The sequence below is a fragment of the Anaeromyxobacter dehalogenans 2CP-C genome (assembly GCF_000013385.1).
Classification (GTDB): Bacteria; Myxococcota; Myxococcia; order Myxococcales; family Anaeromyxobacteraceae; genus Anaeromyxobacter; species Anaeromyxobacter dehalogenans_B.
This window is the reverse complement of record NC_007760.1, coordinates 1,085,756-1,112,049: the sequence shown is the minus strand read 5'-3', so window position 1 is coordinate 1,112,049 and position 26,294 is coordinate 1,085,756. Positions and strand designations below refer to the sequence as shown.

Genomic DNA, 26,294 nt, shown 5'->3' with positions numbered 1-26,294 from the left:
GCGCTACGCCGCGAGCCACCGGCGCACGCGCTCGTAGACGCCCGCGTCGCAGAGCAGCTCGAGGTGGCCCACGCCGGGCGCGATCGCGCGGCCGCCCGGACCGAACGCGAGGGTGCGCGCGGGCTCCCGGTGCCGGCCCAGCGCGCTGGCGAGCGGGACCAGACCGTCGCCCAGGAGGTCGGCCGCGGCGCTCCGCCGGCGCGCGGTCGTCCCCGCGATCGCCAGGCAGCGGACGCCCGGCGGCAGCGGCACGTGCCGGCGCCGGTCGGGCGACCTCGCGAAGCGATCCCGGCCCTGCCAGTCCTCCTCGAGCAGGTTCCCGTGGCGCAGGTCCGTGATGCCGGCGCTGCGGATCCGCCCGAGGCTCGCCAGCGGCGCGGTGTACGGGCTGACGCCCAGCACGACGTCGATCCAGTTGCCGCCCCGCTCCAGCGCCGCGCCGTGGTGCGGCGTGCCGAGGAACACCGCGCTCCCCAGGCGCCGCGGCCAGGCGTGTCCCGCGGCCGCCCCCTGGTGCCAGGCGCTCCGCACGACGAGGCCGCCGAGGCTGTGGCCGAGCAGGCTGAGCGCCTCGAGCGGCACCGGCCAGGCGCGCACCAGCGCCTCCAGGACCTCGTCCAGCCCCCGCCCGCTGGTCGAGACGTGCAGGCCGCTGTTGTAGTGCAGGTACAGCGGCGTGTAGCCGAGGTCCCGGGCGAGCGCGGCCCCGTGGTCGTGGCCGCGGCGCCGCCAGCGCAGGGGCTCGGTGCAGAGCCCGTGCACGAGCACCACCACCTTCCCGGTGGCGCCCGGGATCGCCTCGCGCAGCGCGCGCGCCTCGAGCGCGAGCGGCCGCCCCTCGAACCGGAGCTGCATCGGGATCGCGAGCGGGTTCCCGGTCGCGGCGAGGTGATCCCCGAGCACGCCGTTCAGCGCCGCCAGCACCGCCTCGCGCCGTGGCGAGCCGGCCTGCCCGGCCCGTCCGGCGACCCGCGAGACGGCCGCGTCGTAGCCCTCCCCCGCGAGCCGCGTGATCCCCCGGACCGCGCCGTACACGAGGCCGGTGAGGCCGCGGGTGCGCGCGCTCCGCGGGGCGTCGAGGAACCACGGCCCGCGCGAGATGTTGTGGTGCATGCCCTCGACGACGGCGGTCACCCCCAGCGTCGCGTCGAACGCGAGCCGGCCCCACCCCCGGAGATCGGTGACGTCCACGCGCGCCCCCATCGCGGCGCAGCATGCAGCAGCGCCGGCGCCGGGCCAAGCGGGCATGCGCCTACCGGCCGCGCTCCCGATCCTTCGCGGGCTCCGGCGCCTGCCGCTCCCGCTCGACGCCCTCCTCCTCCCCGGTGCCGAAGTACCCGTCGTCGTAGGGTTCCCGCGTGGGCGGGAGGTCGGTGCGCGGCGCCTTGCCGGGGTCCTTGCGTGGCTGATCCTTGGGCTCGCCCTTCATGGTGCCCTCCTCTCCTCGCAAGCTGGGGCTATCACCAGCCGAGGTGAACCCCGCCCTCGCCCGCGCGCGTTGCCGGCGCCGGCCGGGGGATGGAACGTTCGTCCGGAGGCATCCCGATGGCGAGGGCGATCTGGAGCGGCGCGCTGACCTTCGGCCTGGTGAACATCCCGGTGAAGCTCTACACCGCGGTGCACCAGAAGGAGGTCCGGTTCCACATGCTGCACGACGCGGACGGCGCCCGCATCCAGCTGCGCCGCTTCTGCTCGACCGAGGAGAAGGAGGTCCCCTACGAGCACATCGTGAAGGGCTACGAGGTGTCGCCCGGCCGCTACGTGACGGTGACGCGCGAGGAGCTGGAGGCGTTCGACCCGAAGGCCACGCGCACCGTGGAGATCCACGACTTCGTCGAGCTCTCCGAGATCGACCCGGCCTACTTCGAGGCGAGCTACTACCTCGTGCCCGACCGCAGCGCGGCGAAGGCGTACCGGCTGCTCGGCGACGCCATGCGCAAGGCGGGCAAGGTGGCCATCGCCACCGCGGTGCTGCGCACCCGCGAGTCGCTGTGCTGCGTGCGGCCGGCGGCCGGCGGCGCGCTGGCGCTCTCCACCATGAACCGCGCCGACGAGATCGACTCCCCGGCCTCGCTGGAGCTGCCGGAGGCGGGCGAGCCGTCGTCGCGCGAGCTGCAGATGGCGGAGCAGCTGGTCGCGTCGCTGTCCGGGCCGTTCGAGCCCGGGCGCTACCCCGACCTGCGCCGCGAGCGGGTGCTGGAGCTCATCGAGCGCAAGGCCGAGGGCCAGACGATCGAGGCGCCCGCCGCCGAGCCGGCCGGCGCCGAGGTGGTGAGCCTCGCCGACGCGCTGTCGGCCAGCCTCGCCGCGGCCCGGCGGCGCGACGGCGAGCACGAGGCGCCGGCGCGCGGCGAGCGGCGCCACGCCGCGGCGGCCGCGGCCCGCACGGCGGCCCGGCCCCGCGCCGCGCGCACGTCGCGCAAGAAGCGCGGGTGACCGATGGCGCGCGCGCAGCAGGGCGTGGAGGTCGAGGTGGAGGGGCGGCGGATCCTCCTCCGCAACCTCGACAAGGTGTTCTACCCCGAGGCCGGCTTCACCAAGGGCGAGGTGGTGGACTACTACCGCCGCGTCGCCCCCGTGCTCCTGCCGCACCTGCGCGACCGGCCGCTCACGCTGAAGCGCTACCCGGAGGGCGTGGAGGGCCCGCACTTCTACGAGAAGCGCTGCCCGCGCCACCGCCCGGACTGGTTCCGGACCGAGGCGATCTGGAGCGAGGGCAACCAGGAGTACATCGACTACTGCGTGGTGGACGACCTGTCCTCGCTGGTGTGGCTCGCCAGCATCGCCGACCTCGAGCTCCACCCCTCGCTGTCGCTGGTGGACGACGTGGAGCGCCCCACCGCGCTCGTGTTCGACCTCGACCCTGGCCCGCCCGCGGACCTGCTCGCGTGCTGCGAGGTGGCGCTGCTGCTGCGCCGGCTGCTCGCCGCGCTCGGCCTGGAGGCGTTCCCGAAGAGCTCCGGCTCGAAGGGCATGCAGCTGTACGTGCCGCTCTCCGGCGCGACGTACGCCGACACGAAGCCGTTCGCGCACGCGGTCGCCCGCCTGCTCGAGCGGCGGCACCCGCAGCTCGTGGTGGAGCGGATGGCGAAGGCGCTCCGCGGCGGGAAGGTGCTGGTGGACTGGAGCCAGAACGACCCGCACAAGACCACGGTCTGCGTCTACTCGCTCCGGGCGCGGCCGCGGCCCACCGTCTCGACCCCGCTGCGCTGGGCGGAGGTGGAGAAGGCGGCCCGGACGCGCGACGCGGGCGGGCTGGTGTTCGAGGCCGCGGCGGTGCTCCGCCGGGTCGAGCGCGTCGGCGACCTGTTCGCCCCGGTGCTGACGCTGCGCCAGCGCCTGCCCGCTCCCGCGGAGCTCGAGCGGGCGGCCGGCGCCTGAGCCCCGCGGCGGCGTCGCCCGCCCCGGGCGGCGGCGGCCGTACGCCTCCGGCGCGTGGCGCCGCCTGCGCCGCGGTCGCACCTTGTCCTCGGCGCGCGCACCCACCGCGCCGGGGGAGAGAGCCATGACCGCGCAGCACCGGCCCGGCCGGCCCACGCATGTCCCACCCGTGCACCCGGGCGGCGCGACCGAGGCGGTCCGCCAGCTGCCGACGCGCGACCTCGTCACGGAGCTGGCGCGCAAGGCGAGCGCCCTCGCCCGCAAGGAGGTCGAGCTCGCCAAGGCCGAGCTCCGGGCCGACCTGCGGGCCGAGGCGAAGATGGCGAGCGGCCTCGGCGTCGCAGGCCTGTGCGGGATCTTCACGGTGCAGCTCCTGCTCACCGCGGTGGTGCTGGCGCTCATGGAGGCGGGCCTGCTGCCGGGCTGGGCGGCGGCGCTCGTCGTCGCCGCGGTGGTGCTCGCGGTCGGGACCGCGGCCGGCCTGTGGGGCTGGGGCCGCCGCGTGCGCAAGCCGCTCGACACGACCCGCCGGTCGCTGCAGGACGGCGTCCGCTGGGCGAAGGAGCAGGTGGCATGACGCCGGACGCCGACGGGCAGGTGCGGCGCGTGTCGGGTGAGATCGACGCGCTGCGCGGGGAGCTGGGGATGCTGGTGGGCGAGCTCGACCGCCGCCGGAGCGAGCTGTTCGACCTCGGGCTGCAGGCGCGCCGCCACCCGGTGGCGGTGGCGATCGCGGCGAGCGCCGCGGCGCTCGTGATCGGCGGCCTGGTCGCGATCGCGGTGCGCGCGCGCTCCCAGCGGCAGCGCCCGTCGGTGCGCGCCCGCGAGGCGCGGCGCGCGCTGGCGCGGCTGCTCGATCACCCGGACCGCGTCGCGGCCCAGCCCGGCGTGCTCCGCAAGGCGGCCGCGGCGGCGGCGAGCACGCTCGCGGTGGCGCTGGTGCGCCGCGCCGTGGTGGACCGCTACCTGCGCCCGTCCCCGGCGCGCACCGCGCGGCCTGCCGGGGACCGCGCCCGCTGAGGCGCGCGGCCCCCGCCTCGCCGGCGCCCGCTACTGCACCCGATCCTGGATCTCGTGCGCGCCCGCGTGGTGGGCGCAGTGCGCGCAGCAGAACATGCGCCCGCCGGCCTCGGTGCCGTGCCCGATCACCCTGCACCCGCAGTGCGCGCAGCGCGGCGCGAGCGCCTGGATGGCGCACTCGAAGCTGTCGAACACGTGCCGCTTCCCGCTGGCGGTGATCTCGAACGCCTTGTCGTACTCGTTCCCGCACACCTCGCAGCTCCCCGTCATCGCGCGTCCTCCTCCCGGCCGTGCCGGCCTCGCCCTCCAGCCACCGTCCCCACGCCGCCGCGAAGCCGCCGGCCGGCCCCGAGCGCCGCCCACGCGGCCGCGAGCGCCAGCTCGCCCGCGCCGTCCAGCAGGTACACGGGCGCGATCCGCCGGCGCCGGCCTGCGTACCAGAGCTCGACCGCCGCGATGCCGGCCGCGCTCGCGAGCGCGAGCCACCGGACCTCGGGCGTGATCCTGCGCCGGGCGCCGGCGGAGAGCAGCGTGCCGCCGATCGCGCCGATCAGCACGCCCACCGTCCGGACCAGCCAGGGCTCGAGCTTCGGCCCGGTGACCGCCACGAAGCTGGGCATGTGGACGAGCGGCCACGCGCCGGTGGCCGCGTAGAACGCGCCCTGGCCGAGCGCGAGCGGGCGCTCCCACCGGCACCCCGCCTCCCCGTCCTGGATCTCACGCGCCGCGCGCACGTCCACGAGGATGGCCACGGCCCGCAGCCCGCGCCGCGCCGGCGCGCGAGCGCACGTCGCGGCGGGCGGGCCGGGTCCCTCCGGCCGCGCGCCGCCGCGCCTGCCGGGACGCCCTCGGGGGTCCGTGCCTAAGCTTCGCGGGGACGAGGAGGACGACATGGCACGGGTGGAGAAGAGCATCGAGATCGACCGGCCCGTACGGACCGTGTACGACCAGTGGACGCAGTTCGAGGAGTTCCCGCGCTTCATGGAGGGGGTCGAGGCGGTGCACCAGCTCGACGAGCGGACGCTGCACTGGGTCGCGAAGATCGCCGGGAAGCGCGAGGAGTGGGAGGCCGAGATCGTGCAGCAGATGCCCGACCAGCAGATCGCCTGGCGCCACACCCGCGGCGCGGTGAACCGCGGCGTCGTGACGTTCACGCCCATCGACGACGGGCGCTGCCGCGTGACGCTCGCGCTCGAGTACGACCCGCAGGGCTTCGTGGAGAAGGCCGGCGACGTCCTCGGCGTGGTGTCGAGGCGCGTGGAGGGGGACCTCGAGCGCTTCAAGCGCTACATCGAGGAGCGCGGCGTCGAGTCCGGCGGCTGGCGCGGCGAGATCCGCCCGGGCGAGCCGCACCACGATCCGCTGCGCTGATCACCAGACGGCGCGGTGATCCTCGACCACCCCGGGCAGCCCGGCGACGGCCAGCGCGCCGCCGCCGGGCGCGGGGAGCACGCCCTCGAACGTCCCCGCCACCTGCGCGAAGCGCGTCCGCACCACGCCGAGCGCGACGTCCTCGCGGTGGACCGCCTCCGGCCGGAACGCCAGGCGCACCGCGCCGCCGGCGCTCTCCACGCGCCACGGGTCGAGCGGGCGCGCCGGATCGAACGCGAACGCGACCGGGGGCAGCGCGAGCGGCCCCGCCCCGGCGAGCAGCGCGTTCTCGGCGGCGTCGCCGGGCGGGAGGCCGAAGCCGGCGCAGAGGTTGAACCCCACCGGCGCGCCGCCGGCCGTGCGGCCGGTCGCGAAGGCCCAGCGCCAGTCGGTGCGGCGGGCGAGCAGCCCGGCGGTGAAGTCCGCGCCGCCGGACCCGCCGTCGAGCGGCAGCGTCCGGCCGCCCAGGCGCACCGCGCCGCGCGCCCCCAGCCCCGCGCGCTTCTCGGTGAGCCGCGGCCCGGCGCCGGGCACCGGCGCGATCACGGTCAGCGGGGCGGGCGCGCCGCCGGCGTCGAGGGAAAGGTCCAGGGCGAGCCCCCCGCGGCCGGCCCCCTCCACCCGCAGCCCGCCGGGCCCGTGCGAGATCCGGAGCTCCAGCCCGCCGCCGCGCCAGCTCGCGCCGCCCCGCGGGCGCTCGTCCACCCGCGCGTTCACGCCCGGCAAGCCCGACCCGCGCCGCTCCACCAGCATGCGCCCCGCGGCCCGGTCCAGCGCCCACAGGAACGCGCCCGCGAACCACCCGGCCTCGACCACCGCCAGGCCGAGCGCCGCCCGTTCACCCGCGGCGAAGACGTACACCCAGCGCTTCGCGCGCGCGAGGTGCGCGACCGAGCCGGCGAGGCCGGACGGGGCGAGCGGCCGGAGCGCCGCGGACGCGACGGTGCCGCGATACGCGCCCAGGCACGGCGCCCCGGCGGCGTCGAGGATCGCGGCGGGCGCGGCCGGCAGCGGGCGGGGCGCGAGGTCCACCCGGAAAGCGTACCGCCCGGCGCCGCGCGGTGGCGCGGCCCGGGCGGAAGCGCCCCAACGCGTGCGGCGGGGACGGCGGCTAGGCCGCGGAGCCCTCGTGGATGGCCAGGGCCGGCACCTTGGCGCGGAGCGCCGGCGCGTCCGCCTCGCCGGTCACGCGGACCACGCGGTGCGCGGCGGGATCGGCCAGCACCTTCTTCACCAGCGCCTGGTTCATCGCGTGGCCGCTCTTCACCGCGACGAGCGCGCCCACCACCGGCATCCCGAACAGCGCCAGGTCGCCGATCGCGTCGAGCACCTTGTGCCGCGCGAACTCGTCCGGGAAGCGCAGCCCCTCGGGGTTCAGGATCGAGAACTCGTCCACCACGATGGCGTTCTCGAGGCTGCCGCCCTTGGCCAGCCCCATGGCCTGCATCTTCTCGATGTCGCGGCGGAAGCAGAACGTGCGGGCGCGGGCCACCTCGCGCTCGAAGGCGCGCTCGCCCAGCTTCACCTGGAACGACTGGTCGGTGATGAGCGGGTGGCCGAAGTCGGCGGTGAAGGAGACCGAGAAGCCGTCGGCGGGCTCGAGGCGCGCCAGCTTGTCGCCGTCGCGGATCTCCACCGGCTGGTCCACGACCAGGTAGCGCTTGCCGGCGGGCAGCACCTTCACGCCGGCCTCCTGCACCAGGCAGGTGAAGGGCGCGGCGGAGCCGTCGAGGATCGGGATCTCCGGGCCGTCCACCTCGACGCGGCACGCGTCGATGCCCATGCCGTGCAGCGCGGCCATGACGTGCTCGACCGTGGCCACGCGGGCGCCGCCGCGGCCGAGCGAGGTCGAGAGCATCGTGTCCACCACGTGCTCGTTGCGCGCGGGGATCTCCACGCCGAGGTCCATGCGGACGAAGGTGATGCCGGCGTCGGCCGGGGCGGGCGCGAGCGTCAGGGTGGCGGGCCGGCCGGAGTGGAGACCCACCCCCGTGCAGGAGACCCGCTTCGCGACCGTTCGCTGATTCCAGGAAGCCATGTCCAAGTCCGTTCTGGGCGCGTCGCCCGGGCGGCCCCCTTCCGAGCAATCGACGTGCCAATCAACCCGATTTGCGGGCACTCCATGGGGCTGCGGCACCGCCGCTAACCCCTCGTTCCTACCGAACCTTTTTGCCCCACCCTCCCGCTGCCGGGTGAGTGCGCTCCGCTAGGGTGTCGGAACCCCGTCCTCCGAGCGACACCGCCGCGACACGGATGTCAGAGCGGACGATCGGGTCACCGGGCGGGCGGGCGGCCTTATAGCATTGCCGGCCGAGGCGAGCCCACGTGATCCCGCTCAGCGACGACGTCCCCACCGAACGCACACCGGCGGTCACCCTGCTCTTCATCGCGGCGAACGTGCTCGCGTTCCTGTGGCAGGTGGACGTGCTCGCCCTCCCTGACGCGCTCGCCTCCGGCCAGCTGATGGAGTACGTGGCCGGGCGCCTGGGCGACACCGCGCTCCGCGGCGGCGTGGTGCCGTTCGAGATCCTCACCTTCTCCGACGTCTACCCCCGCGACCTCGTCCCGCCGCCGCTCACCGTCTTCACCGCGATGTTCCTGCACGGCGGGCTGGTCCACGTCGGCTCCAACATGCTGTTCCTGTGGATCTTCGGGAACAACGTGGAGGACGCGCTGGGGCGCGGGCGCTTCGTGCTCTTCTACCTCGCCTGCGGGGTGGTGGCGGCGGTGGTGCAGGTGGTCGCCTCGGCCGCGACCGGAGAGCTCGAGGTCCCGATGGTCGGCGCCAGCGGCGCCATCGCCGGCGTGCTGGCCGCCTACATGGTGCTGTTCCCGCGCGCCCGGGTGACCACGCTCGTCATCATCGTGATCTTCATCCGCGTCATCCCGGTCCCGGCCGCCTTCTTCATCGGCCTGTGGTTCCTGCTGCAGGTCCTCTCGATCTTCTTCGGCGGCAACACCGGGGTGGCGCTGTTCGCGCACGTGGGCGGGTTCGTGGCGGGGTGGCTGCTGGTGCGGCTCATGGGGCGGCGGCCGACCTGGCGCGCGCGCCGGGTGAGCTGGTAGGCGCGCCCCCGGGATCAGACCAGCGAGCCCTGCTTGCCGCCGGAGCGGTCGCGCCCGAGGTGTGCGTACGCGGCCGGCAGCGCCACCCGGCCGCGCGGCGTGCGCGCCAGGTAGCCCTCGCGCACCAGGAACGGCTCGTACACGTCCTCGAGCGTGCCCGACTCCTCGCCGACCGCGGCCGCCACCGCGTCGATGCCCACCGGCCCGCCGCCGAACGTGTCGATCACCGCCGCCAGGATGCGGCGGTCCATGGCGTCGAGGCCGCGGGCGTCCACCTCGAGGCGGCGCAGCGTGCGGTCCACCACCTCGCGCGTGAGCCGCCCGTCGCCCTCGACCTGCGCGAAGTCGCGGGCGCGCTGCAGCAGCCGGATGGCGATGCGCGGCGTGCCGCGGGCGCGGCGCGCCAGCTCCTCCGCGCCGTCCTCGTCCACCGGCAGCCCCAGCTTGCGCGCCGCCCGCACCGCGATCTCCTTCAGCTCGGCCGGGCCGTAGTACTCGAGCCGCTCCTGGATGGGGAAGCGGTCGCGCAGCGGGCTCGCCAGCAGGCCGGTGCGCGTGGTGGCGCCCACCAGCGTGAAGCGCTCCAGCTTCATCTCCATGGTCTGGGCGCCGAGGCCCGCGCCGAGCACCACGTCGAAGCGGTAGTCCTCCATGGCCGGGTAGAGCGCCTCCTCGACCGCGGGCGAGAGCCGGTGGATCTCGTCGATGAAGAGGATGTCGCGCGGGGCGAGCGCGGTGAGCAGGCCGGCCAGGTCGCCCTTCTTCACCAGCGCCGGGCCGCTCGTCACGTGGAGCGTGACGCCCAGCTCGCGCGCCAGGATGTGGGCGAGCGAGGTCTTGCCCAGGCCGGGCGGGCCGGAGAGCAGCACGTGGTCGAGCGACTCGCCGCGCTGCCGGGCCGCGGCGGCGTACACCTTCACGTTGTCCACGATCTTCACCTGGCCGACGTAGTCGTCGAACGTGGCGGGGCGGAGCGACTGCTCCAGGCGCTCCTCGCCCTCGAGCGGCTTCGGGGTGACGTCGCGGAGCGGCTTCACGGTCATGGTCGCTCCCTACCCGCGCAGCCGCTTCAGCGCCTCGCGCAGGAGCTCGTCGAGCGGGCGGCCCTCGGCCGAGTCGCGCAGCGCCTCCGCCACGCCCTCGGCCTGCGGCGGCCGGTAGCCCAGGTTGAGCAGGGCGGTCCGGAGCTGATCGAGCACGTCCGCCTCCGCGCCGGCGCGGGCGGGCCCGGCGGCGCGCGCCAGCGCCACCAGCTTGTCCTTCAGCTCCACCACCAGCCGCTCGGCGGTCTTCTTCCCGATGCCCTGGACCTTGGTGAGCCGGGCCACGTCGCCCTGCGCCACCGCCTGCGCCAGCTCGCGCGCCTCGATGCCGGAGAGGATGTTCTGCGCCGCCCGCGGGCCCACGCCCTTCACGTCGATGAGGGCGCGGAACACCGCCTCCTCGTCCTCGGTGGCGAAGCCGTACAGGTCGAGCGCGTCCTCGCGGACGTGGGTGTAGACGCGGAGCGCGGCGGGCTCGCCGGGCGGCGGGAGCGAGGCCAGCGAGAGCTGCGAGACGTGCACGAGGTAGCCGACCCCGCCCACGTCCACGATGGCGTGGTCGTCGCGCTTCTCGGCGATCCGCCCGGCCAGGCGCGCGATCACGGCGTCCCCCGGTGGTCGCGGCGCGACGGGCGGAGCCGGGCCGCGGCCGCGCGGGCCGCCGCGGCGCGGCCTGCGCCGGCCGCCGGGACCGCGAAGGCGCGCCGGGCCAGGTGGCACACGGCGATCGCGAGCGCGTCGGCCTCGTCGGAGAGGCCGGGCGCCGCGCCGAGGAGCATGCGGGCGGTGCGGAGCATCTGGTCCTTGCCGGCGCGCCCGTTGCCGGTGAAGGCGAGCTTCACCTCGGACGGCGCGTACTCGAACACGGGGAGCCCGGCGCGCGCCGCGGCGGCGAGCGCGACGCCGCGCGCCTGCCCGAGCACCAGCGCCGAGCGCGGGGAGGCGCCGGAGAAGACCGCCTCGACCGACGCCTCCGCCGGCCGGGCCCGGGCGATGAGCGCGTCGAGGCCGTCGAGGATGCGCCCCAGCCGCTGGGCCATGGGCAGGTCGCCGGGGACGAGCACCCCGGACTCGACCACCGTCAGCCGGGCCCCCTCCCGCGCGACGACCCCGTAGCCGCAGCGGCGGGAGCCGGGGTCGATGCCGAGCACGATCACGCGAGGCACCGTAGCACAGCCTGAACCGGCGTCCAGCGCCGGGCGCGCGGGACCGCGAGGGCTCCCGGGGTCAGCTCGCGACCGGCGGGAACATCGTCGGGTGCTCGGCGAGCACCACCTTGCGCAGGCGCGGCAGCGCGAGGTGGAACGCGACGCTGGCGGCGAGCACGACCAGGGCGGAGACGCCGAGCGTCCGCGGCACGCCGGCCCGGTGGGCCACGAACCCGGCCGCCAGCGAGCCGAACGGCGTCACGCCCATGAACAGCATCGAGAACAGGCCCATCACCCGCCCGCGCATCTCCGGCGGCGCGAGCCCCTGGAGCAGCGTCATGGTGCCGGCGGTCTGGGTGACGAAGCCGAAGCCGGTCACGAGCAGCGCCGCCGCGCTGAGCGCGGGGTGGCGCGACAGCGACAGCCCGAGCACGCCCAGGCCGAGCAGCGTCGTCCCCAGCGCCACGATGCGCCCGAGCCCGCGCAGGCTGCGGCGCACCAGCAGGCGGACCGCGCCGGCCAGCGCGCCGACGCCGGCCGAGGCGAGCAGCGCGCCGTACAGCGAGGCGCCGCCGTGCAGCACGTCGGCGGCGATGGCGGGCAGCAGCGTCTGGTAGGGCATCGCGAAGAAGCTGGAGACCGTGAGCAGCGCGAGCAGCGCGCGCACGTGCGCGGTCTGGCCGGCGTAGGCGATCCCCTCGAGCAGGTGGGCGCGGTGCCCGAGCGCGGGCGGCGGCTGCGGCGGCGGCCGCATCACCCAGAGCGCGGCGTAGGTCCCGAGGAACGAGAGCGCGTTCAGGCCGAAGCACACCCCCTCGCCGAGCGCCGCCACCAGCACGCCGGCCAGCGCCGGGCCCACCGCGCGCGCGGCGTTCACGATCGACGAGTTGAGCGCGATCGCGTTGGGCATGTCCTTGCCGGCGATGTCGGCGAGCAGCGCCTGCCGGGCGGGGATCTCGAACGCGTAGGTGAGCCCCAGCATGGCGGCGAGCACCATCACGTGCCAGGGCTGCACCGCGCCGGCGAGCGTCAGCGCCGCGAGCAGCACCGACTGCACGATGGCGTTGCTCTGGGTGAGCAGCACCATGCGACGGCGCGGGTACCGGTCGGCGAGCGAGCCCGCCCAGACGCTGAACAGGAACACCGGCACCTGGCCGAGGAAGTTGACCAGGCCGAGCATCTGCGACGAGCGGGTGAGCCGCCACACCAGCCAGGCCTGGGCGACGGACTGCATCCAGTTGCCGGCCAGGGACACGGTCTGGCCGGCGAAGAACAGCCGCAGGTCGCGCTGGCGGAGCGAGCGGAGGGCGTTCGGCCAGCGCATGCGGCTCGACCCCCGGCGCTACAGCTGGATCTGCGCGCCCATCTCCACCACCCGGTTCGGCGGCAGGCCGAAGAACGCGCTGGCGGTCTGCGCGTTGCGGGCCATCACGATGAACAGCCGCTTGCGCCAGGTCGGGATGGTGGACGGGCCGTTCGCGAGCAGCGTCTCGCGCCCCAGGAAGTAGGTCGTCTCCATCGGCACGATGGTGAGGCGCGGCCCGGCCAGCGCGCGGCGGGGGAGCGAGTCGAGCAGCGCCGGCACGTCCGGCGTCTCCATGAACCCGTAGTGCGCGATCACCTGGAAGAAGCCGCTGCCCAGCTCGCGCGCGTTCACGCGCTCCGCCTCGGCCACGAACGGGATCTCGTGCGCCAGGATCGACACCAGGATCACGCGCTCGTGCAGCACCTTGTTGTGCTTCAGGTGGTGCAGCAGCACCGGCGGGACGCCGCCCGGGTTCGAGGTCATGAACACCGCGGTGCCGGCCACGCGCTGGACCTTGCGGCGCGCCACGTCGGCCATGAACAGGTCGAGCGGGAGCCCGGCGTCCTTCAGCATGAGCGCCAGCGCGTCGCGGCCGCGCTTCCAGGTGGACATGAGCGTGAACACCAGCGCCGCCGCGGCGATGGGGAACCAGCCGCCGTCGCGGAACTTGACCACGTTCGCGAGGAAGAACGACGCGTCCACCGTGAGGAACAGCACCGTGAGCGGCCACGCCTTCCAGCGCGCCCAGCCCCAGCGGTCGCGCATCACCCGGTGGAACAGGAGCGTGGTGACGATCATCGTCCCGGTGACCGCGATGCCGTAGGCGGAGGCGAGGCGGGAGGACGTCTGGAACCCGAGCACCAGCGCCACGCAGGCGGTGCCGAGCATCCAGTTCACCTCGGGGAGGTAGATCTGGCCGATCTCGCGCTGCGAGGTGTGGCGGATGGTGACGCGGGGCGAGTAGCCGAGCTGGATGGCCTGCTGGGTGAGCGAGTAGGCGCCGGAGATGAGGGCCTGCGAGGCGACGATGGCCGCGGCGGTGGCGATGGCGATGGTGGGGTAGAGCGCCCACTCCGGCGCGAGCAGGTAGAACGGGTTGCGGGCGGCGCCCGGGTCGTGGAGCAGCAGCGCCCCCTGCCCCAGGTAGTTGAGGAGCAGCGCCGGCATGGCGAGGCCCAGCCAGGCCACGCGGATGGGGCGCTTGCCGAAGTGGCCCATGTCCGCGTACAGCGCCTCGCCGCCGGTGATGACGAGCACCACGCCGCCCAGCACCAGGAATCCGTGCCAGCCGTTCCGCGCGAAGAACGAGAGCGCGTGGGTGGGCAGGAGCGCGCGCAGGATGCTCGGATCGTGGAGGATGCCGCGCACGCCCAGCACCGCGATGGTCGCGAACCACACCAGCATGATCGGGCCGAACACCGCGCCGACCTTGGCGGTCCCCTGCTTCTGGAACAGGAACAGGAACACCAGGATCACCACGGTGGCGGGCACCACCACCCGCTCCATGGCGGGCGCCGCGACCGCGACGCCCTCCACCGCGCCCAGCACCGAGATGGCGGGCGTGATGATGCCGTCGCCGTAGAGCAGCGCCGCGCCGAACAGGCCCAGCATGAGCAGCACGCGCCGGCCGAGGCGCGTGGTCTCGGTCTTCCCCACCAGCGCCATGAGCGCGAGGATCCCGCCCTCCCCGCGGTTGTCCGCGCGCATGACGAACGACATGTACTTGAACGTCACCACGAACGTCATCGCCCAGAACACGAGCGACAGGACGCCGAGCACGTTCGCGTCGGTCGGGTGGACGCCGTGCGGCCCGCCGAAGCACTCCTTCAGCGAGTACAGCGGGCTCGTCCCGATGTCGCCGTAGACGACCCCCAGCGCGCCGACGGCCAGGGCCGCGAGCGCCTTCCCGGTCGGGGCGGGCCGGTGCTCGGGCAGCGAGAAGCCGGCCGTGGGCGACGGGGCCGGCGTGGCGCTGGGGCCGGCCGGGGCGCCGGACGTGGGCACGGCGCCGGCCGGCGGAGGATCGTTGGGTGAGGGGATCTGGGACATCCGGAGGAAAGGAGGGCGCGAAGTAAGCAGATCGGGACCCGGCCGTCGAGCCCCAAACCCGCTCGCAGGGCGAACCCTGCAGACGGAGACTGGAATTCGATGCTCCCCGGATTGGCTCACCCGAAAGTCTGACCCTCGTGGGGAACCACGGCACCGGCGCCCGGGATCCGCGCCGCGAGCCACGGCGGCGCCCGTGCAGCGCCCCCGCACCTCGGGTATCTTGCGCGCCCCCATGTCCCCGGCCGCCCCACCGCTCCGCGCCGAGCTGCGCGCGCTGCTCCGGCTCGCCCTGCCGCTCTCGCTGGCGCACGGCGGCCAGGCGCTCATGGGCGTGGTGGACGCGGCCATCGTGGGCCGCGCCGGCGCGGTGCCGCTCGCCGGCACCGGCCTCGGCGCCTCCCTGTTCTTCGCGGTCGCGGTGCTCGGCATGGGGATCATGCACGGGCTCGACCCGCTCATCTCGCAGGCGATCGGCGCGGGCGACGAGCGGCGCGCCCGGCACCTGCTCTGGCAGGCGGCGTGGCTCGCGGCGCTGCTCGCGGCCGCGTTCACCCTCCCCATCGCCCTCATCCCGGCGGCGCTGGTGCCGCTCGGCATCTCGGCGGACGTCGCGGCCCAGGCCGGGCCGTACATCTGGTGGCGGCTCCCCGGGCTGTTCTTCTTCCTCTACTACTTCGGCGCGCGCGCCTACCTGCAGGCGCACGGCCGGGGCCGGCCCATGGTCGTGGCCACGGTGGGCGCGAACCTGCTGAACGTCCCCGCCGACCTGCTGCTCGTGTTCGGCGGGGCGTCGCTGCCGGCGTGGACGGGGCCGCTCCGGCTCGTCCCGGCGCTGGGCGCGGCCGGCGCCGCCATCGCCACCAGCCTCTGCATCGCGCTGCAGGCGTTCGTGCTGGTCCGCGCCACGCGGGCGGTGTCCCTCGGCGGCCCCCGGCCGGGCGGGCTGGCGCGCCCGGATCGCGCCGCGCTCGCCACGGCGGTGCGGGTGGGCGGGCCGGTCGGGCTGCACATGTTCGCCGAGGTCGGCTTCTTCTCGCTGGTGAGCTTCCTCGCCGGCCGCCTCGGCGCCGAGGCGCTCGGCGCGCACCAGATCGCGCTCGCGGTGGCGAGCCTCACCTTCACCATGGCCGTCGGCCTGGGCGACGCGGGCAGCGTGCGGGTGGGGCTCGCCGTGGGCGCGCACGACCGCGCCGGCGCCCGCCGGGCCGGGCTGTGCGCGTTCGCCGGCGGCGCGTCGATCATGCTGGTGCCCGCGCTCGCGTTCACCTTCGCCCCCGGCGTCATCGGGCGGATCATGACCGACGACCCGGGCGTGCTCGCGCTCGCGGTCCCGCTGCTGCGCGTGGCGGCGATCTTCCAGCTCTCCGACGGCCTGCAGGCGGTGGGCGCGGGCGTGCTGCGCGGCGCCGGCGAGACCCGCTTCACGTTCCTCGCCAACCTCGCGGGGCACTGGCTGATCGGCCTGCCGGCGACGCTGCTGCTCGGCTTCACGATGGGTCACGGGGTGGTCGGGCTGTGGGGCGGCTTCTGCTTCGGCCTCACCGCGGTCGCGGTCGCGCTCCTCGGCCGCTTCCTGCGGGTCTCCTCCCGCGGCATCGTGCCGCTCGCCGAGCGCGCCGCCGCGTAGCGGCGCACCCGCCGTCCCGCCCGCCCCGGCCCGGGCGCGTTGCTATCCTCCGGGGCGATGCGGCTCGCCCTGCCCCAGCCGTACGAGGACCTCGGCCACGTCGCCGACGTGGGCGTGCGCGTGCGCGGCGCCACCGCGGAGGAGGCGCTCGCGCGCCTGGCGCTCGCGCTCGGCGCGCTGCTCGCCGGCGGCGGCCCGGCGCCGATCGACGGCGAGGAGGAGCGGCTCGCGGTGCGCGGCGGCCCCGGGCTGGCCGGCACCGCGGTGGCGCTCCTGCGCGAGCTGCTCTGGCGCTTCGTCAGCGCCCGGCGCATCCCGGCGGCCGTCGAGGTCACCGCCTGCAGCGAGGCCGGGGCCGAGGCGGTGGTCGGCTTCGCGCGCTGGGACCCGGCGCTGCACGCCGACGGCGCGGACGTGAAGGCGGTCACCTGGCACGCGGCGCGCCTCGAGCCGGAGGGCGGCGGCTGGGTCGCGCAGGCGGTGCTGGACATCTGATCGGGCGGGGGACGGGATGACGGCGCACCAGGGCGGGCACGTGCCGCTGCGGCGGATCGAGGGAGACCTCTGGGAGATCCCGCGCCACGGCGGGATGAAGGTGCCGGGGCGCGTCTACTCGCCGGGCCCGCCGGCCCCGGACGACCCGGCGCTGCAGCAGGTGGCGAACGTGGCCCACCTGCCCGGGATCCTGCGCTGGTCGCTGGCCATGCCGGACATCCACTGGGGGTACGGCTTCCCCATCGGCGGGGTGGCCGCGGTGGACGCGGAGCACGGCGCCGTGTCGCCGGGCGGGGTGGGCTACGACATCAACTGCGGCGTGCGCGTCGTCACCACCGGGCTCGACGCCGAGGACGTCCGGCCGCGGCTGCACGCGCTCGCGGCCCGGATCTACCGCGACGTCCCCACCGGCGTGGGCGCGAGCGCCGCGATCCCGCGGCTGACGGCGCGGGAGCTGGACGAGGTGCTGGCGGAGGGGGCGCGCTGGGCGGTGGCGCGCGGGTTCCGCGCCGCGGCGGACGACGCCGACCGCTGCGAGGAGGGCGGGCGGCTCGCCGGCGCGGATCCCGCCGCGGTGAGCGCGCGGGCCCGCGAGCGCGGCAGCGACCAGCTCGGCACGCTGGGCAGCGGCAACCACTTCCTCGAGCTGGACCGGGTCGCCCGGATCCACGACGCGGTCGCGGCCGAGGCGTTCGGCCTGTTCCCCGGGCAGCTCGTGGTCCAGATCCACTCCGGCTCTCGCGGCCTCGGCTACCAGGTCTGCGACGAGGCGCTCGCGGAGCTGGCGCCGCGGCTGGCGTCCTACGGCCCGGACTACGCCGCCCTGCCCGACCGGCAGCTCGCCTGCGCCCCCGTCGGCAGCCCGGAGGGGCGGCGCTACCTCGCGGCCATGCAGGCGGCGGCGAACTTCGCCTGGGCCAACCGGCAGGTCATGACCGGGCTGGCGGTGCGGGCGCTGCTCGACACGCTGGGCGTCTCCGACCGCGAGCTGGGCGCGCGGCTGCTCTACGACGTCTGCCACAACGTGGCCAAGCTCGAGGACCACCAGGTGGACGGCGGCGTGCGGCGGGTGCTCGTCCACCGCAAGGGCGCCACGCGCGCCTTCGGCCCCGGCGATCCGCGCGTCCCGGCGCCGTACCGCGCGGTGGGCCAGCCGGTGCTCATCCCCGGGGACATGGGCCGGTACTCCTACGTCCTCGCCGGGACCGACAAGGCCATGCGCGACACGTTCGGCAGCTCCTGCCACGGCGCGGGGCGCCTCCTCTCGCGCGGCGAGGCGCTGCGACGCGCCCGGGGGCGCTCCATCGCGCGGGAGCTGGCCGACCGCGGGATCGAGGTGATCGCGCGCGGGCGCAAGACCCTCGGCGAGGAGATGAGCGAGGCCTACAAGGACGTGGCCCAGGTGGTGGCCGTGATGGACGGGGCGGGCATCTCCCGGCTGGTGGCCCGGCTCGACCCGCTCGCGGTGGTGAAGGGGTGATCCCGCCGCGGCGGACCCGCTGCGCCGCGCCACGGCGCGTGCCTAGCTTGGGAGCATGGGCGACGCGGGCGATCCGCCCCGGCAACCGCAACCGAGGCTCGAGGTGCTGCGCGGCGGGCGCGGCGACACGGAGCCGGCCGGGCCGCCGCGGCTGGGCCGGGACGCGCTGCGCATCATCCCGGGCGGCCCGGCGGGCGACCTCCAGGCGGCCATCGAGGAGACCGTCCAGGCCGCGCGGCAGATGCGCCGCGAGATCGAGGAGCGCATCGCGCGGGCCCTGGACGAGCTGTTCTAGGCCCCGCCCCCCGACCGGCGCCTTCCGCGCGGGGCGCTCCCCGCGTAGACCCCTCCGCCGGAGGGACGCCCGCATGCACCGGAGCCGGCTGGTCGGCATCGTCATCGACTGCCAGGAAGGGGACGTGGATCGCGCCGCGGCGTTCTGGAGCGCCGCCCTGGGACGGCCGCTCCGGCCTCCCGACCCGGACAGCCCGAGCTACCGCGAGCTGGAGGACGCCGCCGGCGAGCCGGTCGTGCTCGTGCAGCGCGTCGATCACCCGAGCCGCGTGCACCTCGACATCGAGTCGGACGACCTCGAGGCCGAGGTGAGGCGGCTGGAGGCGCTCGGCGCGAAGCGGATCGGGTTCGTTCACCGGTGGTGGGTGATGGAGGCGCCCACCGGGCAGCGCTTCTGCGTGGTCAACCCGCAGCGCGGGCCGATCGCCGGCAAGGGCCGGGCCTGGCCCTGAGGACGGGGCGCACCGCGGCGGCGGCGTGAATCGCGCGCCCGCGCCGGTTAAGCCCCGGGCATGCTCGAGCCCCTCCCCGGCGCCGCCCCGTTCCCCGACGCGCTCGCACGCCAGCTCGCCGAGGCGGTCCGCGCCGGCGCCGCGGCCGGCCACGGCGGCGCCGCGCCGCGCTTCACCAACCGCCTCGCGCTGGAGCGGAGCCCGTACCTGCTCCAGCACGCGCACAACCCGGTGAGCTGGTGGGCCTGGGGCGACGAGGCGTTCGAGGAGGCGCGGCGGACCGGCCGCCCGGTGTTCCTGTCGGTCGGCTACTCCACCTGCCACTGGTGCCACGTGATGGAGCGCGAGTCCTTCGAGGACGAGGAGATCGCGCGCGTCCTGAACGAGCGCTACGTGGCCATCAAGGTGGACCGCGAGGAGCGGCCGGACGTGGACGCCGTCTACATGACGGCGGTCCAGCTCCTCACCGGCTCCGGCGGCTGGCCCATGAGCGTGTGGCTCACCCCGGACCGCGAGCCGTTCTTCGGCGGCACCTACTTCCCGCCCCGCGACGGCGTCCGCGGGCCCGCGCGCGGCCTCCTCTCGATCCTCCACGAGATCGCCGACCTGTGGGCGCGCGACCCGGACCGGATCCGCTCCGCCACCGGCGCGCTGGTCGAGGCGGTGCGCACCGCGCTCGCGCCGGCCGGGCCCGCCGCCGCCGACGTGCCCGGGCCGGAGCCGATCGAGCACGCGGTGACGCTCCTCGAGCGGAGCTTCGACGAGCGCCACGGCGGCCTGCGGCGCGCGCCCAAGTTCCCCTCCAACGTCCCGGTCCGCCTGCTGCTCCGGCACCACCGGCGCACCGGCGAGGAGCGGTCGCTCCGCATGGCCACGGTCACGCTCGAGCGGATGGCGGCGGGCGGCCTGCACGACCAGGTGGGCGGCGGGTTCCACCGCTACTCGACCGACGCGCAGTGGCTGGTGCCGCACTTCGAGAAGATGCTCTACGACAACGCGCTGCTGGCGGTCGCGTACGCCGAGGCCTGGCAGGCCACCGGCCGGCGCGACTTCGCGCGCGTGACGCGGCAGACGCTGGACTACCTGCTGCGCGAGCTGACCTCGCCCGAGGGCGGCCTGTACTCCGCCACCGACGCGGACTCCGAGGGCGAGGAGGGCCGGTTCTTCACCTGGACCGAGGCCGAGCTGCGCGAGGCGCTCGGCGACCGCGCCGAGGCGTTCCTGCGGTTCCACGGGGTGCGCCCCGAGGGGAACTTCGAGGGGCGCAACGTGCTGCACGTGCCCGCGCCGGACGAGGACGCCTGGGAGTCGTTCGCGCCGGATCGCGCCGCGCTCTACGCGCTCCGCGAGCGGCGGCCGCGCCCGCTGCGGGACGAGAAGGTCCTGGCCGGCTGGAACGGCCTCGCCATCTCGGCGCTGGCGCTCGGCGGGCGGGTGCTCTCCGAGGCGCGCTGGGTGGACGCGGCGGCCCGCGCCGCCGACTTCGTGCTGACGCGCATGGTGAAGGACGGGCGGCTGCAGCGGAGCTGGCTCGCCGGCCGCGCCGGCGTGCCGGCCTACCTCGAGGACCACGCGTTCCTGGTGCAGGGGCTGCTCGACCTGCACGAGGCGAGCTTCGACCCGCGCTGGCTGCGATCGGCGCTCCAGCTGGCCGAGGCGCAGGATCGGCTGTTCGGCGATCCCGCGGGCGGCGGCTGGTTCCAGTCCGCGACCGACCACGAGCGGCTGCTCGCGCGGGAGAAGCCGACGCACGACGGCGCCGAGCCGTCGGGCGCGTCGGTGGCGGCGCTGAACGCGCTGCGGCTCGAGGCGTTCACCTCCGACCCGCGCTGGCGGCGCGCCGCCGACGGCGCCCTGCGGCACCACGCGCGCACGCTCGCCGAGCAGCCGCTCGCCATGTCCGAGCTCCTGCTCGCGCTCGACTTCGCCTCCGACGCGGTCCGCGAGGTGGTGCTGGTCTGGCCGGAGGGCGGCGATCCGGGGCCGTTCGTGGACGTGCTGCGGCGGACGTTCCTGCCCAGCCGCGCCCTGACCGGCGCGCCCGAGGGCGAGGGGCTCGCGCGGCTCGGCGCGGTGGCCGCCATCGCGGCCGGCAAGGCCGCCGCGGGCGGGCGCGCGACCGCGTACGTGTGCGAGCGCGGCGCCTGCCGGCTGCCCGCGATCGCGCCCGAGAAGCTGGCCGCCCAGGTCGCGCCGGTGCGGCCCTACCGCGCCTGATCACCGGGCCTCATCCGTTAAAACGGAAGTGCTGGACACTCATCCGCGAAAGCGTACAGTCCGCCGCCATGAACCCCGGCACCCCGTCCCACCCCGCGTCCCCCGCCCCCTCGGGCCCGCTGCGCCACTTCGCCTCCGACAACTACGGCGGCATCTGCCCCGAGGCGTTCGCGGCCATGGCCGAGGCGAACGTGGGCCACTCGCCGGGCTACGGCGACGACCGCTGGACGCAGGAGGCGGCGGACCTGCTGCGGGAGACGTTCGAGACCGACTGCGAGGTGTTCTTCGCGTTCAACGGCACCGCCGCGAACTCGCTGGCGCTGGCGGCGCTCTGCCAGTCCTACCACTCGATCCTCTGCCACGAGACGGCGCACGTCGAGACCGACGAGTGCGGCGCGCCGGAGTTCTTCTCGAACGGCACCAAGGTGCTCACCCTGCCCGGCCCGAACGGCAAGCTCCGCCCGGACGGCATCGACCACATGGTCCGGCGCCGCAGCGACATCCACTACCCGAAGCCGCGGGTGGTCTCGGTGACGCTGCCGACCGAGCTGGGCACGCTCTACACGGTGGACGAGCTCCGCGCGATCGGCGAGCGCGCCCGCGCCCACGGCCTGCGCTTCCACATGGACGGCTCGCGCTTCGGCAACGCCGTGGCCGCCCTGGGGGTCGCCCCCAAGGACCTCACCTGGAAGGTGGGCGTGGACGTGCTCTGCTTCGGCGGGACCAAGGCCGGCATGGCGGTGGGCGAGGCGATCGTGTTCTTCGACCGCGCGCTGGCGGCGGACTTCGACTACCGGTGCAAGCAGGCAGGGCAGCTCGCGAGCAAGATGCGCTTCCTGGCGGCGCCGTGGGTGGGCATGCTCCGGGGCGGCGCCTGGCTGCGCCACGCCCGGCACACCAACGCCATGGCGGCGCTGCTGGAGCGCGCGCTCCGCGCCGTCCCAGGGGTGGAGATCCTCCAGCCGGTGCAGGCGAACTCGGTGTTCGCGACGCTGCCGGGGGACGCCGCCGCGCAGCTGCGCGCGAAGGGCTGGCGCTTCTACGACTTCATCGGCTCGGGCGGCGTCCGGCTCATGTGCGCCTGGGACGTGACCCCCGCCGACGTGGAGGCGTTCGCCTCCGATCTCCGGCTGGCGGTGGCCGGCCGGTCCTAGCGGCGGCGAGGCCCACCCGGCCCTCCCGTAACGCGCTCCCCGCGGCGGCATCCACTAGATGGGCTTGCAGCGGCGCCCGGCGGCGCCGCGCCGCGGAGGACGGGATGGCCGGCTTCGACTACGTGATCGTGGGTGGCGGGATGGCGGGGCACGCCGCCGCCCAGGGCATCCGGCGGGTGGACGGCGCGGGCTCCGTCGCCATCCTCGGCGAGGAGCCCGAGCGGCCCTACGCCCGGCCCCCGCTCTCGAAGGCGCTCTGGCGCGGGCAGGAGGAGGGCTCGATCTGGCTGCCGGAGGTGGACGGGGTCGAGCTCCGCGCCGGCGTGCGCGTGACCGCGATCGACCGCGCCGCGCACCGGGTCGAGCTCGAGGGCGGCGAGGCGATCGAGTACCGCAAGCTGCTGCTCGCGACCGGCGGCGCGCCGCGGCGGCTGCCCGGGGCGCCGGACGAGGTGATCCACTTCCGCACGGTGGCGGACTTCCGCCGGCTGCGGGCGCTCCCGGCCGGGCGGCGGGTGGTGGTGATCGGCGGCGGCTTCATCGGCTCGGAGGTGTCGTCCGCGCTCGCCGACGCCGGCTACCGGGTGACGCTCGCGTTCCCGGAGGAGACCATCGGCGCGCGGACCTTCCCGCGCGAGCTGGGCCTGCACCTGAACGGCTACTACGCCGAGCACGGGGTGGAGGTGCTGCCGGGCGTGCGGATCTCCGGCGTGGAGCGGCGCGGCGAGGGGTTCGCGGTGCGGACCGGCGCCGGCGAGCTGCGGGCGGACCTGGTGGTGGCGGGGCTGGGCATCGTGCCGAACGACGCGCTCGCCCGCGGCGCCGGGCTCGACGTGGACGACGGCGTCGTGGTGGACGCGTCGCTCCGCACCCGCGATCCGGACGTGTTCGCCGCGGGCGACGTGGCGCGCTTCTGGAACCCCGCGCTGGGCCGGCTCGTCCGCGTGGAGCACGAGGACAACGCCAACAAGATGGGGGAGGCGGCGGGGCGCGCCATGGCGGGCGCCGACGTCGTCTACTCCCACCTGCCGTTCTTCTACTCCGACCTGTTCGACCTCGGGTACGAGGCGGTCGGCCTGGTGGACGCGCGGCTCGAGGTCGTGGCCGACTGGCAGGAGCCGTTCCGCCGGGGCGTCGTCTACTACCTCGCCGACGGTCGCGTGCGCGGCGTGATGACCTGGGGCGCGTTCGGGAAGCTGGACGCCGCGCGCGGGCTGGTGGCGGAGCAGGGGCCGCACCGCGCGGCCGACCTGCGCGGCCGGATCCCGGTGTAGCGGCGAGGTCCCGCGGCGTCAGCGCGGGCGATCGCGGTCGAGGATGGCGAACGGCCGCTCGCCCTTGAAGACGCGGAAGAGCAGGTAGAGCGCGGGGAACAGCAGCACCGCCCCGGCGGCGAGCGCCCAGAGCACCGGCACGAGCGTCGCGCGCGGCGCGGCGGCCGACACGAGCGTCTGGTCCGGGACCACGAGGTACGGGTACTGCGACGCGCCCCATCCCAGCACGATGAGCGTGACCTGCGCGGCCGCCGCGGCGCGGGCCAGGCGCACCTGCCCCCGGTACAGCGCGGCGAACGCGGTGATCGCCGCGGCGCCGGTGGCGAGGTGCAGCGGGATCGACCAGCCGCGGCGGGTCAGGCCGGCGAAGACGAGCGGCGCCTCGCGCCAGGAGAGCGCGGCCGACAGGGCGGCCGTCAGGAACACCGCCACGCCCGCGCCGATGGCGCGGCGCCGGAAGTCCTCGCGCAGCGCGCCCTCCGCCTCGACCGCCAGGTACACCGCGGCCACGTACGCGAACAGCGCGGCCGCGAACGCGCCCACGGACAGCGGGAACGGCGCCGCCCAGGCGAACGGCGCCTCGCCGCGCGCGGCCGCGCCCAGGTTCCCGGAGGCGAGCGCGCCCACGATCACGCCCAGCGTGAGCGGCGCCACCACCGAGGACCCGGAGAACACGAGCCCCCAGCGCGCCTGCACCCGGTCCTCGGGCGCGTCGTAGGTGCGGAACGTGAACGCCGCGCCGCGGAGCACGATGCCGACCAGCAGCAGCATGAGCGGCACGAACAGCGCGATGGTGATGGCCGCGAACGCCGGCGGGAACGCGGTGAACAGCAGCACCACGATCAGGATCAGCCAGACGTGGTTCGCCTCCCAGATCGGCCCGAGGGCCTCCTCGATGAGCGCGCGCTGCTCCTTCTTGCGCGGGCCGCCGGCGAGCAGGTCCCAGATGCCGGCGCCGAAGTCCGCCCCGCCGAGCAGCGCGTACAGCACCGCGGCGGCGAGGATCACGGCGCCCAGCAGGTCGGCCGGCGTCACGGCCGCGCCTCCACCGCCGTGCCGGCGCCGGGGCCGAGCGCGACGGCGCGCGGGCTCTTCGCGATCTGGCGCCAGAGCAGCGCCACCACCACCACCGCGAGGAACACGTACAGCACCATGAACCCGATGAACGGCACCGCCAGGTGGGTCACCGGCGTCACCGAGTCGGCCGTGCGCAGCACGCCCCACACCGTGAACGGCTGGCGGCCCCACTCCGTCACCAGCCAGCCCGCCTCGAGCGCCAGGAACCCGAACGGCGAGGCCACCACCAGCGCCCGCAGCAGCCAGCGCCCCGGCTCGCGGCCGCGCACCCGGAGCACGGCCCAGGCCGCCGCGAGCAGCGCCATGATCGAGCCCAGCCCGACCATCACCTGGAACGCGAGGTGGACGAGCAGCGTGTTGGGCCAGCGGTCGCGCGGGAACGCCTCCAGCCCGAGCACCTCGGCGTGCGGGTCGTGGAACGCGAGCAGCGACAGACCGTACGGGATCTCCAGCGCGTACGGCGTCTCGCGCCGCTCCTCGTCCGGGATGCCGCCGATGCGCAGCGGCGCGCCGCGCTCGGTCCGGAAGTGCCCCTCCAGCGCGGCGAGCTTCACCGGCTGGGTGGTGGCGATCTGCCGGGCGGAGAAGTCGCCCGACACGGGCTGGAGCAGCGCCGCGACCGCGCCCACGCCGAACGCGATCCGGAGCGCGGCGCGGTGGAACGGGTTGTCGCGCTCGCGCAGCAGCATGAACGCGTGGATGCCCGCGACCGCGAAGCCGGTCGCCGCGTAGCACGAGATGAGGACGTGGATGACCTGGTGCTGCCAGCCGGGCGGGAACATCGCGACGAACGGGTCGATGGCGGCCGCGCCGGCCGCCACGCCGCCCGCCCCGAGCTCGAACCCGGCCGGCACGTTCATCCAGACGTTCGCGAGCGTCACGAAGAACGCGGAGGTGGCGCCGCTCGCCGCCACCACCCACCCGGCGGCGAGGTGCAGGCGCGGCCCGACCCGGCCCCAGCCGTACAGGTAGATGCCGAGGAAGATGGCCTCCGCGAAGAACGCGAAGCCCTCCAGCGAGAACGGCATGCCGATGATGGGCCCGGCGAACTGCATGAAGCGCGGCCAGAGGAGCCCCAGCTCGAACGAGATGACCGTGCCGGAGACGGCGCCCACCGCGAACAGGATGGCGGTGCCCTTGGCCCAGCGGCGCGCCAGCTCGAGGTGGACCTCCGAGCCGGTGCGCCGCCAGCGCCACTCGGCCAGCACCATGAACAGCGGCATGGCCACGCCGACGGCGGCGAACACGATGTGGAAGGCGAGCGAGGTGCCGAAGAGCGCGCGGGCTGCGAGGAGGTCGGTCACGGCGGGCGATACTTGCTCACCCGGACGGCTGCGCGCCCGGCCTCTCCGGGTGCGGCAGCGTGTCGCTTGCGCCCGCGGCGCGCGGCTTTCCGCGCGGCGGCCGCGCCGGCGCCGTCGCGCCGGCCGGCGCTCGCCCCCGCGCCCGCCCCGCGGCCTCGCACCGGCGCGGGCACGTCGCCACATTCGCGGAGACCTGCGGACACGGAGGACGGGATGGAACACGAGGATCGTGCGACCGAGATGGTGGAGGAGAGGACGGCGCGGGTGCCGTCGCTGGCGTTCCTGGGGATCGCGTTCGGGGCGATGGCCGCCTCGGCCGCGCTCGTGCTCACCGGGCGCAAGCAGCTCGGGAACTTCGTCGGCCAGTGGGCGCCGTCGATCCTGATCATGGGCCTGTACAACAAGCTCGCGAAGGAGGTCGCCGTGCCGAAGCGCCGCGGGCTCGAGAGCCCGTACGCGCGCAGCGGCATCGCCGCGGGCGCGTAGGCGCGGCGCCGGGCGGCGGGGCGCGGCGGCGGAGCCCCGCCCTCCCGCCC

At 75.8% G+C, this 26,294-nt stretch carries 28 protein-coding genes; 15 read left to right on the top strand and 13 right to left on the bottom strand.

The window, feature by feature from the left end; genetic code table 11:
* Positions 1-3 precede the first annotated feature (3 nt).
* Together ADEH_RS04940 and ADEH_RS23265 are read right to left on the bottom strand one after the other, a co-directional pair.
* A complete protein-coding gene (locus ADEH_RS04940) occupies positions 4-1,191 on the bottom strand; it encodes an esterase/lipase family protein (RefSeq protein WP_232287433.1) in 1,188 nt (395 codons plus the stop codon).
* Between the two features lie 61 nt (positions 1,192-1,252).
* Complete coding sequence (locus tag ADEH_RS23265) at positions 1,253-1,429, bottom strand: hypothetical protein (protein ID WP_198133813.1); 177 nt, start codon at positions 1,427-1,429, stop codon at positions 1,253-1,255.
* A 116-nt stretch (positions 1,430-1,545) separates the two neighbouring features.
* On the opposite strand from ADEH_RS23265, the gene ADEH_RS04935 reads away from it, so the two are divergent.
* The 4 genes from ADEH_RS04935 to ADEH_RS04920 all read left to right on the top strand — a co-directional run bounded on the left by ADEH_RS04935 (position 1,546) and on the right by ADEH_RS04920 (position 4,401).
* Positions 1,546-2,436: a Ku protein gene (locus ADEH_RS04935; protein WP_011420021.1), complete on the top strand. Its 891-nt coding sequence runs from the start codon at positions 1,546-1,548 to the stop codon at positions 2,434-2,436.
* Positions 2,437-2,439: 3 nt separating this feature from the next.
* Positions 2,440-3,381, top strand: coding sequence for a non-homologous end-joining DNA ligase (gene ligD / locus ADEH_RS04930; RefSeq protein WP_011420020.1), 942 nt, complete (start codon positions 2,440-2,442; stop codon positions 3,379-3,381).
* 124 nt (positions 3,382-3,505) lie between these two features.
* Positions 3,506-3,958 (top strand): phage holin family protein, encoded by a 453-nt coding sequence (locus tag ADEH_RS04925; RefSeq protein ID WP_011420019.1) that lies wholly within the window; start codon positions 3,506-3,508, stop codon positions 3,956-3,958.
* Positions 3,955-4,401: a hypothetical protein gene (locus ADEH_RS04920; protein ID WP_011420018.1), complete on the top strand. Its 447-nt coding sequence runs from the start codon at positions 3,955-3,957 to the stop codon at positions 4,399-4,401. The genes ADEH_RS04925 and ADEH_RS04920 overlap by 4 nt, the downstream gene beginning before the upstream one ends.
* Positions 4,402-4,431: 30 nt before the next feature.
* On the opposite strand, the gene ADEH_RS04915 is transcribed toward ADEH_RS04920, so the two are convergent.
* Together ADEH_RS04915 and ADEH_RS04910 are read right to left on the bottom strand one after the other, a co-directional pair.
* Entirely contained in the window at positions 4,432-4,671 is a 240-nt protein-coding gene (locus tag ADEH_RS04915) for a hypothetical protein (RefSeq protein WP_011420017.1), read from the bottom strand.
* A complete protein-coding gene (locus ADEH_RS04910; protein WP_011420016.1) occupies positions 4,668-5,153 on the bottom strand; it encodes a hypothetical protein in 486 nt (161 codons plus the stop codon). The genes ADEH_RS04915 and ADEH_RS04910 overlap by 4 nt, the downstream gene beginning before the upstream one ends.
* Positions 5,154-5,292: 139 nt before the next feature.
* On the opposite strand from ADEH_RS04910, the gene ADEH_RS04905 reads away from it, so the two are divergent.
* Entirely contained in the window at positions 5,293-5,772 is a 480-nt protein-coding gene (locus ADEH_RS04905) for an SRPBCC family protein (protein ID WP_041453326.1), read from the top strand.
* On the opposite strand, the gene ADEH_RS04900 is transcribed toward ADEH_RS04905, so the two are convergent.
* Together ADEH_RS04900 and lpxC are read right to left on the bottom strand one after the other, a co-directional pair.
* Positions 5,773-6,804 carry a DUF2804 domain-containing protein gene (locus ADEH_RS04900; RefSeq protein ID WP_011420014.1) on the bottom strand — a complete coding sequence of 344 codons (1,032 nt, stop codon included), beginning with the start codon at positions 6,802-6,804 and terminating at the stop codon, positions 5,773-5,775.
* Positions 6,805-6,883: 79 nt separating this feature from the next.
* Entirely contained in the window at positions 6,884-7,810 is a 927-nt protein-coding gene (gene lpxC / locus ADEH_RS04895) for a UDP-3-O-acyl-N-acetylglucosamine deacetylase (protein ID WP_011420013.1), read from the bottom strand.
* A 287-nt stretch (positions 7,811-8,097) separates the two neighbouring features.
* Between lpxC and ADEH_RS04890 the strand changes: the two genes are divergently transcribed.
* Positions 8,098-8,838, top strand: a complete 741-nt coding sequence (locus ADEH_RS04890) for a rhomboid family intramembrane serine protease (RefSeq protein WP_011420012.1) — start codon at positions 8,098-8,100, stop codon at positions 8,836-8,838.
* A gap of 14 nt (positions 8,839-8,852) precedes the next feature.
* Here ADEH_RS04890 and ruvB read toward each other — a convergent pair whose 3' ends face one another.
* The 5 genes from ruvB to ADEH_RS04865 all read right to left on the bottom strand — a co-directional run bounded on the left by ruvB (position 8,853) and on the right by ADEH_RS04865 (position 14,384).
* Entirely contained in the window at positions 8,853-9,881 is a 1,029-nt protein-coding gene (gene ruvB / locus ADEH_RS04885; protein ID WP_011420011.1) for a Holliday junction branch migration DNA helicase RuvB, read from the bottom strand.
* A gap of 9 nt (positions 9,882-9,890) precedes the next feature.
* Positions 9,891-10,484, bottom strand: coding sequence for a Holliday junction branch migration protein RuvA (ruvA, locus tag ADEH_RS04880; protein WP_011420010.1), 594 nt, complete (start codon positions 10,482-10,484; stop codon positions 9,891-9,893).
* Entirely contained in the window at positions 10,481-11,038 is a 558-nt protein-coding gene (gene ruvC / locus ADEH_RS04875; RefSeq protein ID WP_011420009.1) for a crossover junction endodeoxyribonuclease RuvC, read from the bottom strand. Before ruvC ends, ruvA begins: the two co-directional genes overlap by 4 nt.
* Before the next feature lie 70 nt (positions 11,039-11,108).
* Entirely contained in the window at positions 11,109-12,353 is a 1,245-nt protein-coding gene (locus ADEH_RS04870; RefSeq protein WP_011420008.1) for an MFS transporter, read from the bottom strand.
* 18 nt (positions 12,354-12,371) lie between these two features.
* The gene (locus ADEH_RS04865; protein ID WP_011420007.1) at positions 12,372-14,384 is read right to left on the bottom strand and encodes a potassium transporter Kup; all 2,013 of its coding nucleotides are present in this window, start codon (positions 14,382-14,384) and stop codon (positions 12,372-12,374) included.
* A 232-nt stretch (positions 14,385-14,616) separates the two neighbouring features.
* On the opposite strand from ADEH_RS04865, the gene ADEH_RS04860 reads away from it, so the two are divergent.
* From ADEH_RS04860 to ADEH_RS04825, 8 genes are all read left to right on the top strand, one after another.
* The gene (locus tag ADEH_RS04860) at positions 14,617-16,011 is read left to right on the top strand and encodes an MATE family efflux transporter (RefSeq protein ID WP_011420006.1); all 1,395 of its coding nucleotides are present in this window, start codon (positions 14,617-14,619) and stop codon (positions 16,009-16,011) included.
* 57 nt (positions 16,012-16,068) lie between these two features.
* On the top strand, positions 16,069-16,506 hold the full coding sequence (locus ADEH_RS04855; protein ID WP_011420005.1) for an archease: 438 nt from the start codon (positions 16,069-16,071) through the stop codon (positions 16,504-16,506).
* A gap of 16 nt (positions 16,507-16,522) precedes the next feature.
* Positions 16,523-17,986 (top strand): RtcB family protein, encoded by a 1,464-nt coding sequence (locus tag ADEH_RS04850; RefSeq protein WP_011420004.1) that lies wholly within the window; start codon positions 16,523-16,525, stop codon positions 17,984-17,986.
* A gap of 55 nt (positions 17,987-18,041) precedes the next feature.
* Positions 18,042-18,281 (top strand): hypothetical protein, encoded by a 240-nt coding sequence (locus tag ADEH_RS04845; protein WP_011420003.1) that lies wholly within the window; start codon positions 18,042-18,044, stop codon positions 18,279-18,281.
* Between the two features lie 73 nt (positions 18,282-18,354).
* A complete protein-coding gene (locus ADEH_RS04840) occupies positions 18,355-18,732 on the top strand; it encodes a VOC family protein (RefSeq protein ID WP_011420002.1) in 378 nt (125 codons plus the stop codon).
* Between the two features lie 60 nt (positions 18,733-18,792).
* Positions 18,793-20,949: a thioredoxin domain-containing protein gene (locus ADEH_RS04835; protein WP_011420001.1), complete on the top strand. Its 2,157-nt coding sequence runs from the start codon at positions 18,793-18,795 to the stop codon at positions 20,947-20,949.
* Positions 20,950-21,017: 68 nt separating this feature from the next.
* Positions 21,018-22,103 carry a threonine aldolase family protein gene (locus ADEH_RS04830; protein WP_011420000.1) on the top strand — a complete coding sequence of 362 codons (1,086 nt, stop codon included), beginning with the start codon at positions 21,018-21,020 and terminating at the stop codon, positions 22,101-22,103.
* A gap of 104 nt (positions 22,104-22,207) precedes the next feature.
* Positions 22,208-23,377: an NAD(P)/FAD-dependent oxidoreductase gene (locus ADEH_RS04825; protein ID WP_011419999.1), complete on the top strand. Its 1,170-nt coding sequence runs from the start codon at positions 22,208-22,210 to the stop codon at positions 23,375-23,377.
* Between the two features lie 18 nt (positions 23,378-23,395).
* Here ADEH_RS04825 and ADEH_RS04820 read toward each other — a convergent pair whose 3' ends face one another.
* The gene (locus ADEH_RS04820; protein ID WP_011419998.1) at positions 23,396-24,412 is read right to left on the bottom strand and encodes a cytochrome d ubiquinol oxidase subunit II; all 1,017 of its coding nucleotides are present in this window, start codon (positions 24,410-24,412) and stop codon (positions 23,396-23,398) included.
* Positions 24,409-25,758 (bottom strand): cytochrome ubiquinol oxidase subunit I, encoded by a 1,350-nt coding sequence (locus ADEH_RS04815; protein ID WP_011419997.1) that lies wholly within the window; start codon positions 25,756-25,758, stop codon positions 24,409-24,411. The genes ADEH_RS04820 and ADEH_RS04815 overlap by 4 nt, the downstream gene beginning before the upstream one ends.
* A 213-nt stretch (positions 25,759-25,971) precedes the next feature.
* Here ADEH_RS04815 and ADEH_RS04810 point away from each other — a divergent pair, with 213 nt between their 5' ends.
* Entirely contained in the window at positions 25,972-26,244 is a 273-nt protein-coding gene (locus ADEH_RS04810; protein ID WP_011419996.1) for a hypothetical protein, read from the top strand.
* The last annotated feature ends 50 nt before the right edge of the window (positions 26,245-26,294 follow it).

Excerpts from the sequence above, each read along its gene's own strand:
- ADEH_RS04840 (WP_011420002.1), top strand. The coding sequence starts at position 18,355 with ATGCACCGGAGCCGGCTGGTCGGCATCGTCATCGACTGCCAGGAAGGG.
- lpxC (WP_011420013.1), bottom strand. The coding sequence starts at position 7,810 with ATGGCTTCCTGGAATCAGCGAACGGTCGCGAAGCGGGTCTCCTGCACG.
- ADEH_RS04845 (WP_011420003.1), top strand. The coding sequence starts at position 18,042 with ATGGGCGACGCGGGCGATCCGCCCCGGCAACCGCAACCGAGGCTCGAG.
- ADEH_RS04850 (WP_011420004.1), top strand. The coding sequence starts at position 16,523 with ATGACGGCGCACCAGGGCGGGCACGTGCCGCTGCGGCGGATCGAGGGA.
- ADEH_RS04830 (WP_011420000.1), top strand. The coding sequence starts at position 21,018 with ATGAACCCCGGCACCCCGTCCCACCCCGCGTCCCCCGCCCCCTCGGGC.
- ADEH_RS04835 (WP_011420001.1), top strand. The coding sequence starts at position 18,793 with ATGCTCGAGCCCCTCCCCGGCGCCGCCCCGTTCCCCGACGCGCTCGCA.
- ADEH_RS04935 (WP_011420021.1), top strand. The coding sequence starts at position 1,546 with ATGGCGAGGGCGATCTGGAGCGGCGCGCTGACCTTCGGCCTGGTGAAC.
- ADEH_RS04905 (WP_041453326.1), top strand. The coding sequence starts at position 5,293 with ATGGCACGGGTGGAGAAGAGCATCGAGATCGACCGGCCCGTACGGACC.
- ADEH_RS04870 (WP_011420008.1), bottom strand. The coding sequence starts at position 12,353 with ATGCGCTGGCCGAACGCCCTCCGCTCGCTCCGCCAGCGCGACCTGCGG.
- ADEH_RS04825 (WP_011419999.1), top strand. The coding sequence starts at position 22,208 with ATGGCCGGCTTCGACTACGTGATCGTGGGTGGCGGGATGGCGGGGCAC.
- ADEH_RS04915 (WP_011420017.1), bottom strand. The coding sequence starts at position 4,671 with ATGACGGGGAGCTGCGAGGTGTGCGGGAACGAGTACGACAAGGCGTTC.
- ADEH_RS04865 (WP_011420007.1), bottom strand. The coding sequence starts at position 14,384 with ATGTCCCAGATCCCCTCACCCAACGATCCTCCGCCGGCCGGCGCCGTG.
- ligD (WP_011420020.1), top strand. The coding sequence starts at position 2,440 with ATGGCGCGCGCGCAGCAGGGCGTGGAGGTCGAGGTGGAGGGGCGGCGG.
- ADEH_RS04860 (WP_011420006.1), top strand. The coding sequence starts at position 14,617 with ATGTCCCCGGCCGCCCCACCGCTCCGCGCCGAGCTGCGCGCGCTGCTC.
- ruvB (WP_011420011.1), bottom strand. The coding sequence starts at position 9,881 with ATGACCGTGAAGCCGCTCCGCGACGTCACCCCGAAGCCGCTCGAGGGC.
- ADEH_RS04925 (WP_011420019.1), top strand. The coding sequence starts at position 3,506 with ATGACCGCGCAGCACCGGCCCGGCCGGCCCACGCATGTCCCACCCGTG.
- ADEH_RS04810 (WP_011419996.1), top strand. The coding sequence starts at position 25,972 with ATGGAACACGAGGATCGTGCGACCGAGATGGTGGAGGAGAGGACGGCG.
- ADEH_RS04855 (WP_011420005.1), top strand. The coding sequence starts at position 16,069 with ATGCGGCTCGCCCTGCCCCAGCCGTACGAGGACCTCGGCCACGTCGCC.
- ADEH_RS23265 (WP_198133813.1), bottom strand. The coding sequence starts at position 1,429 with ATGAAGGGCGAGCCCAAGGATCAGCCACGCAAGGACCCCGGCAAGGCG.
- ADEH_RS04920 (WP_011420018.1), top strand. The coding sequence starts at position 3,955 with ATGACGCCGGACGCCGACGGGCAGGTGCGGCGCGTGTCGGGTGAGATC.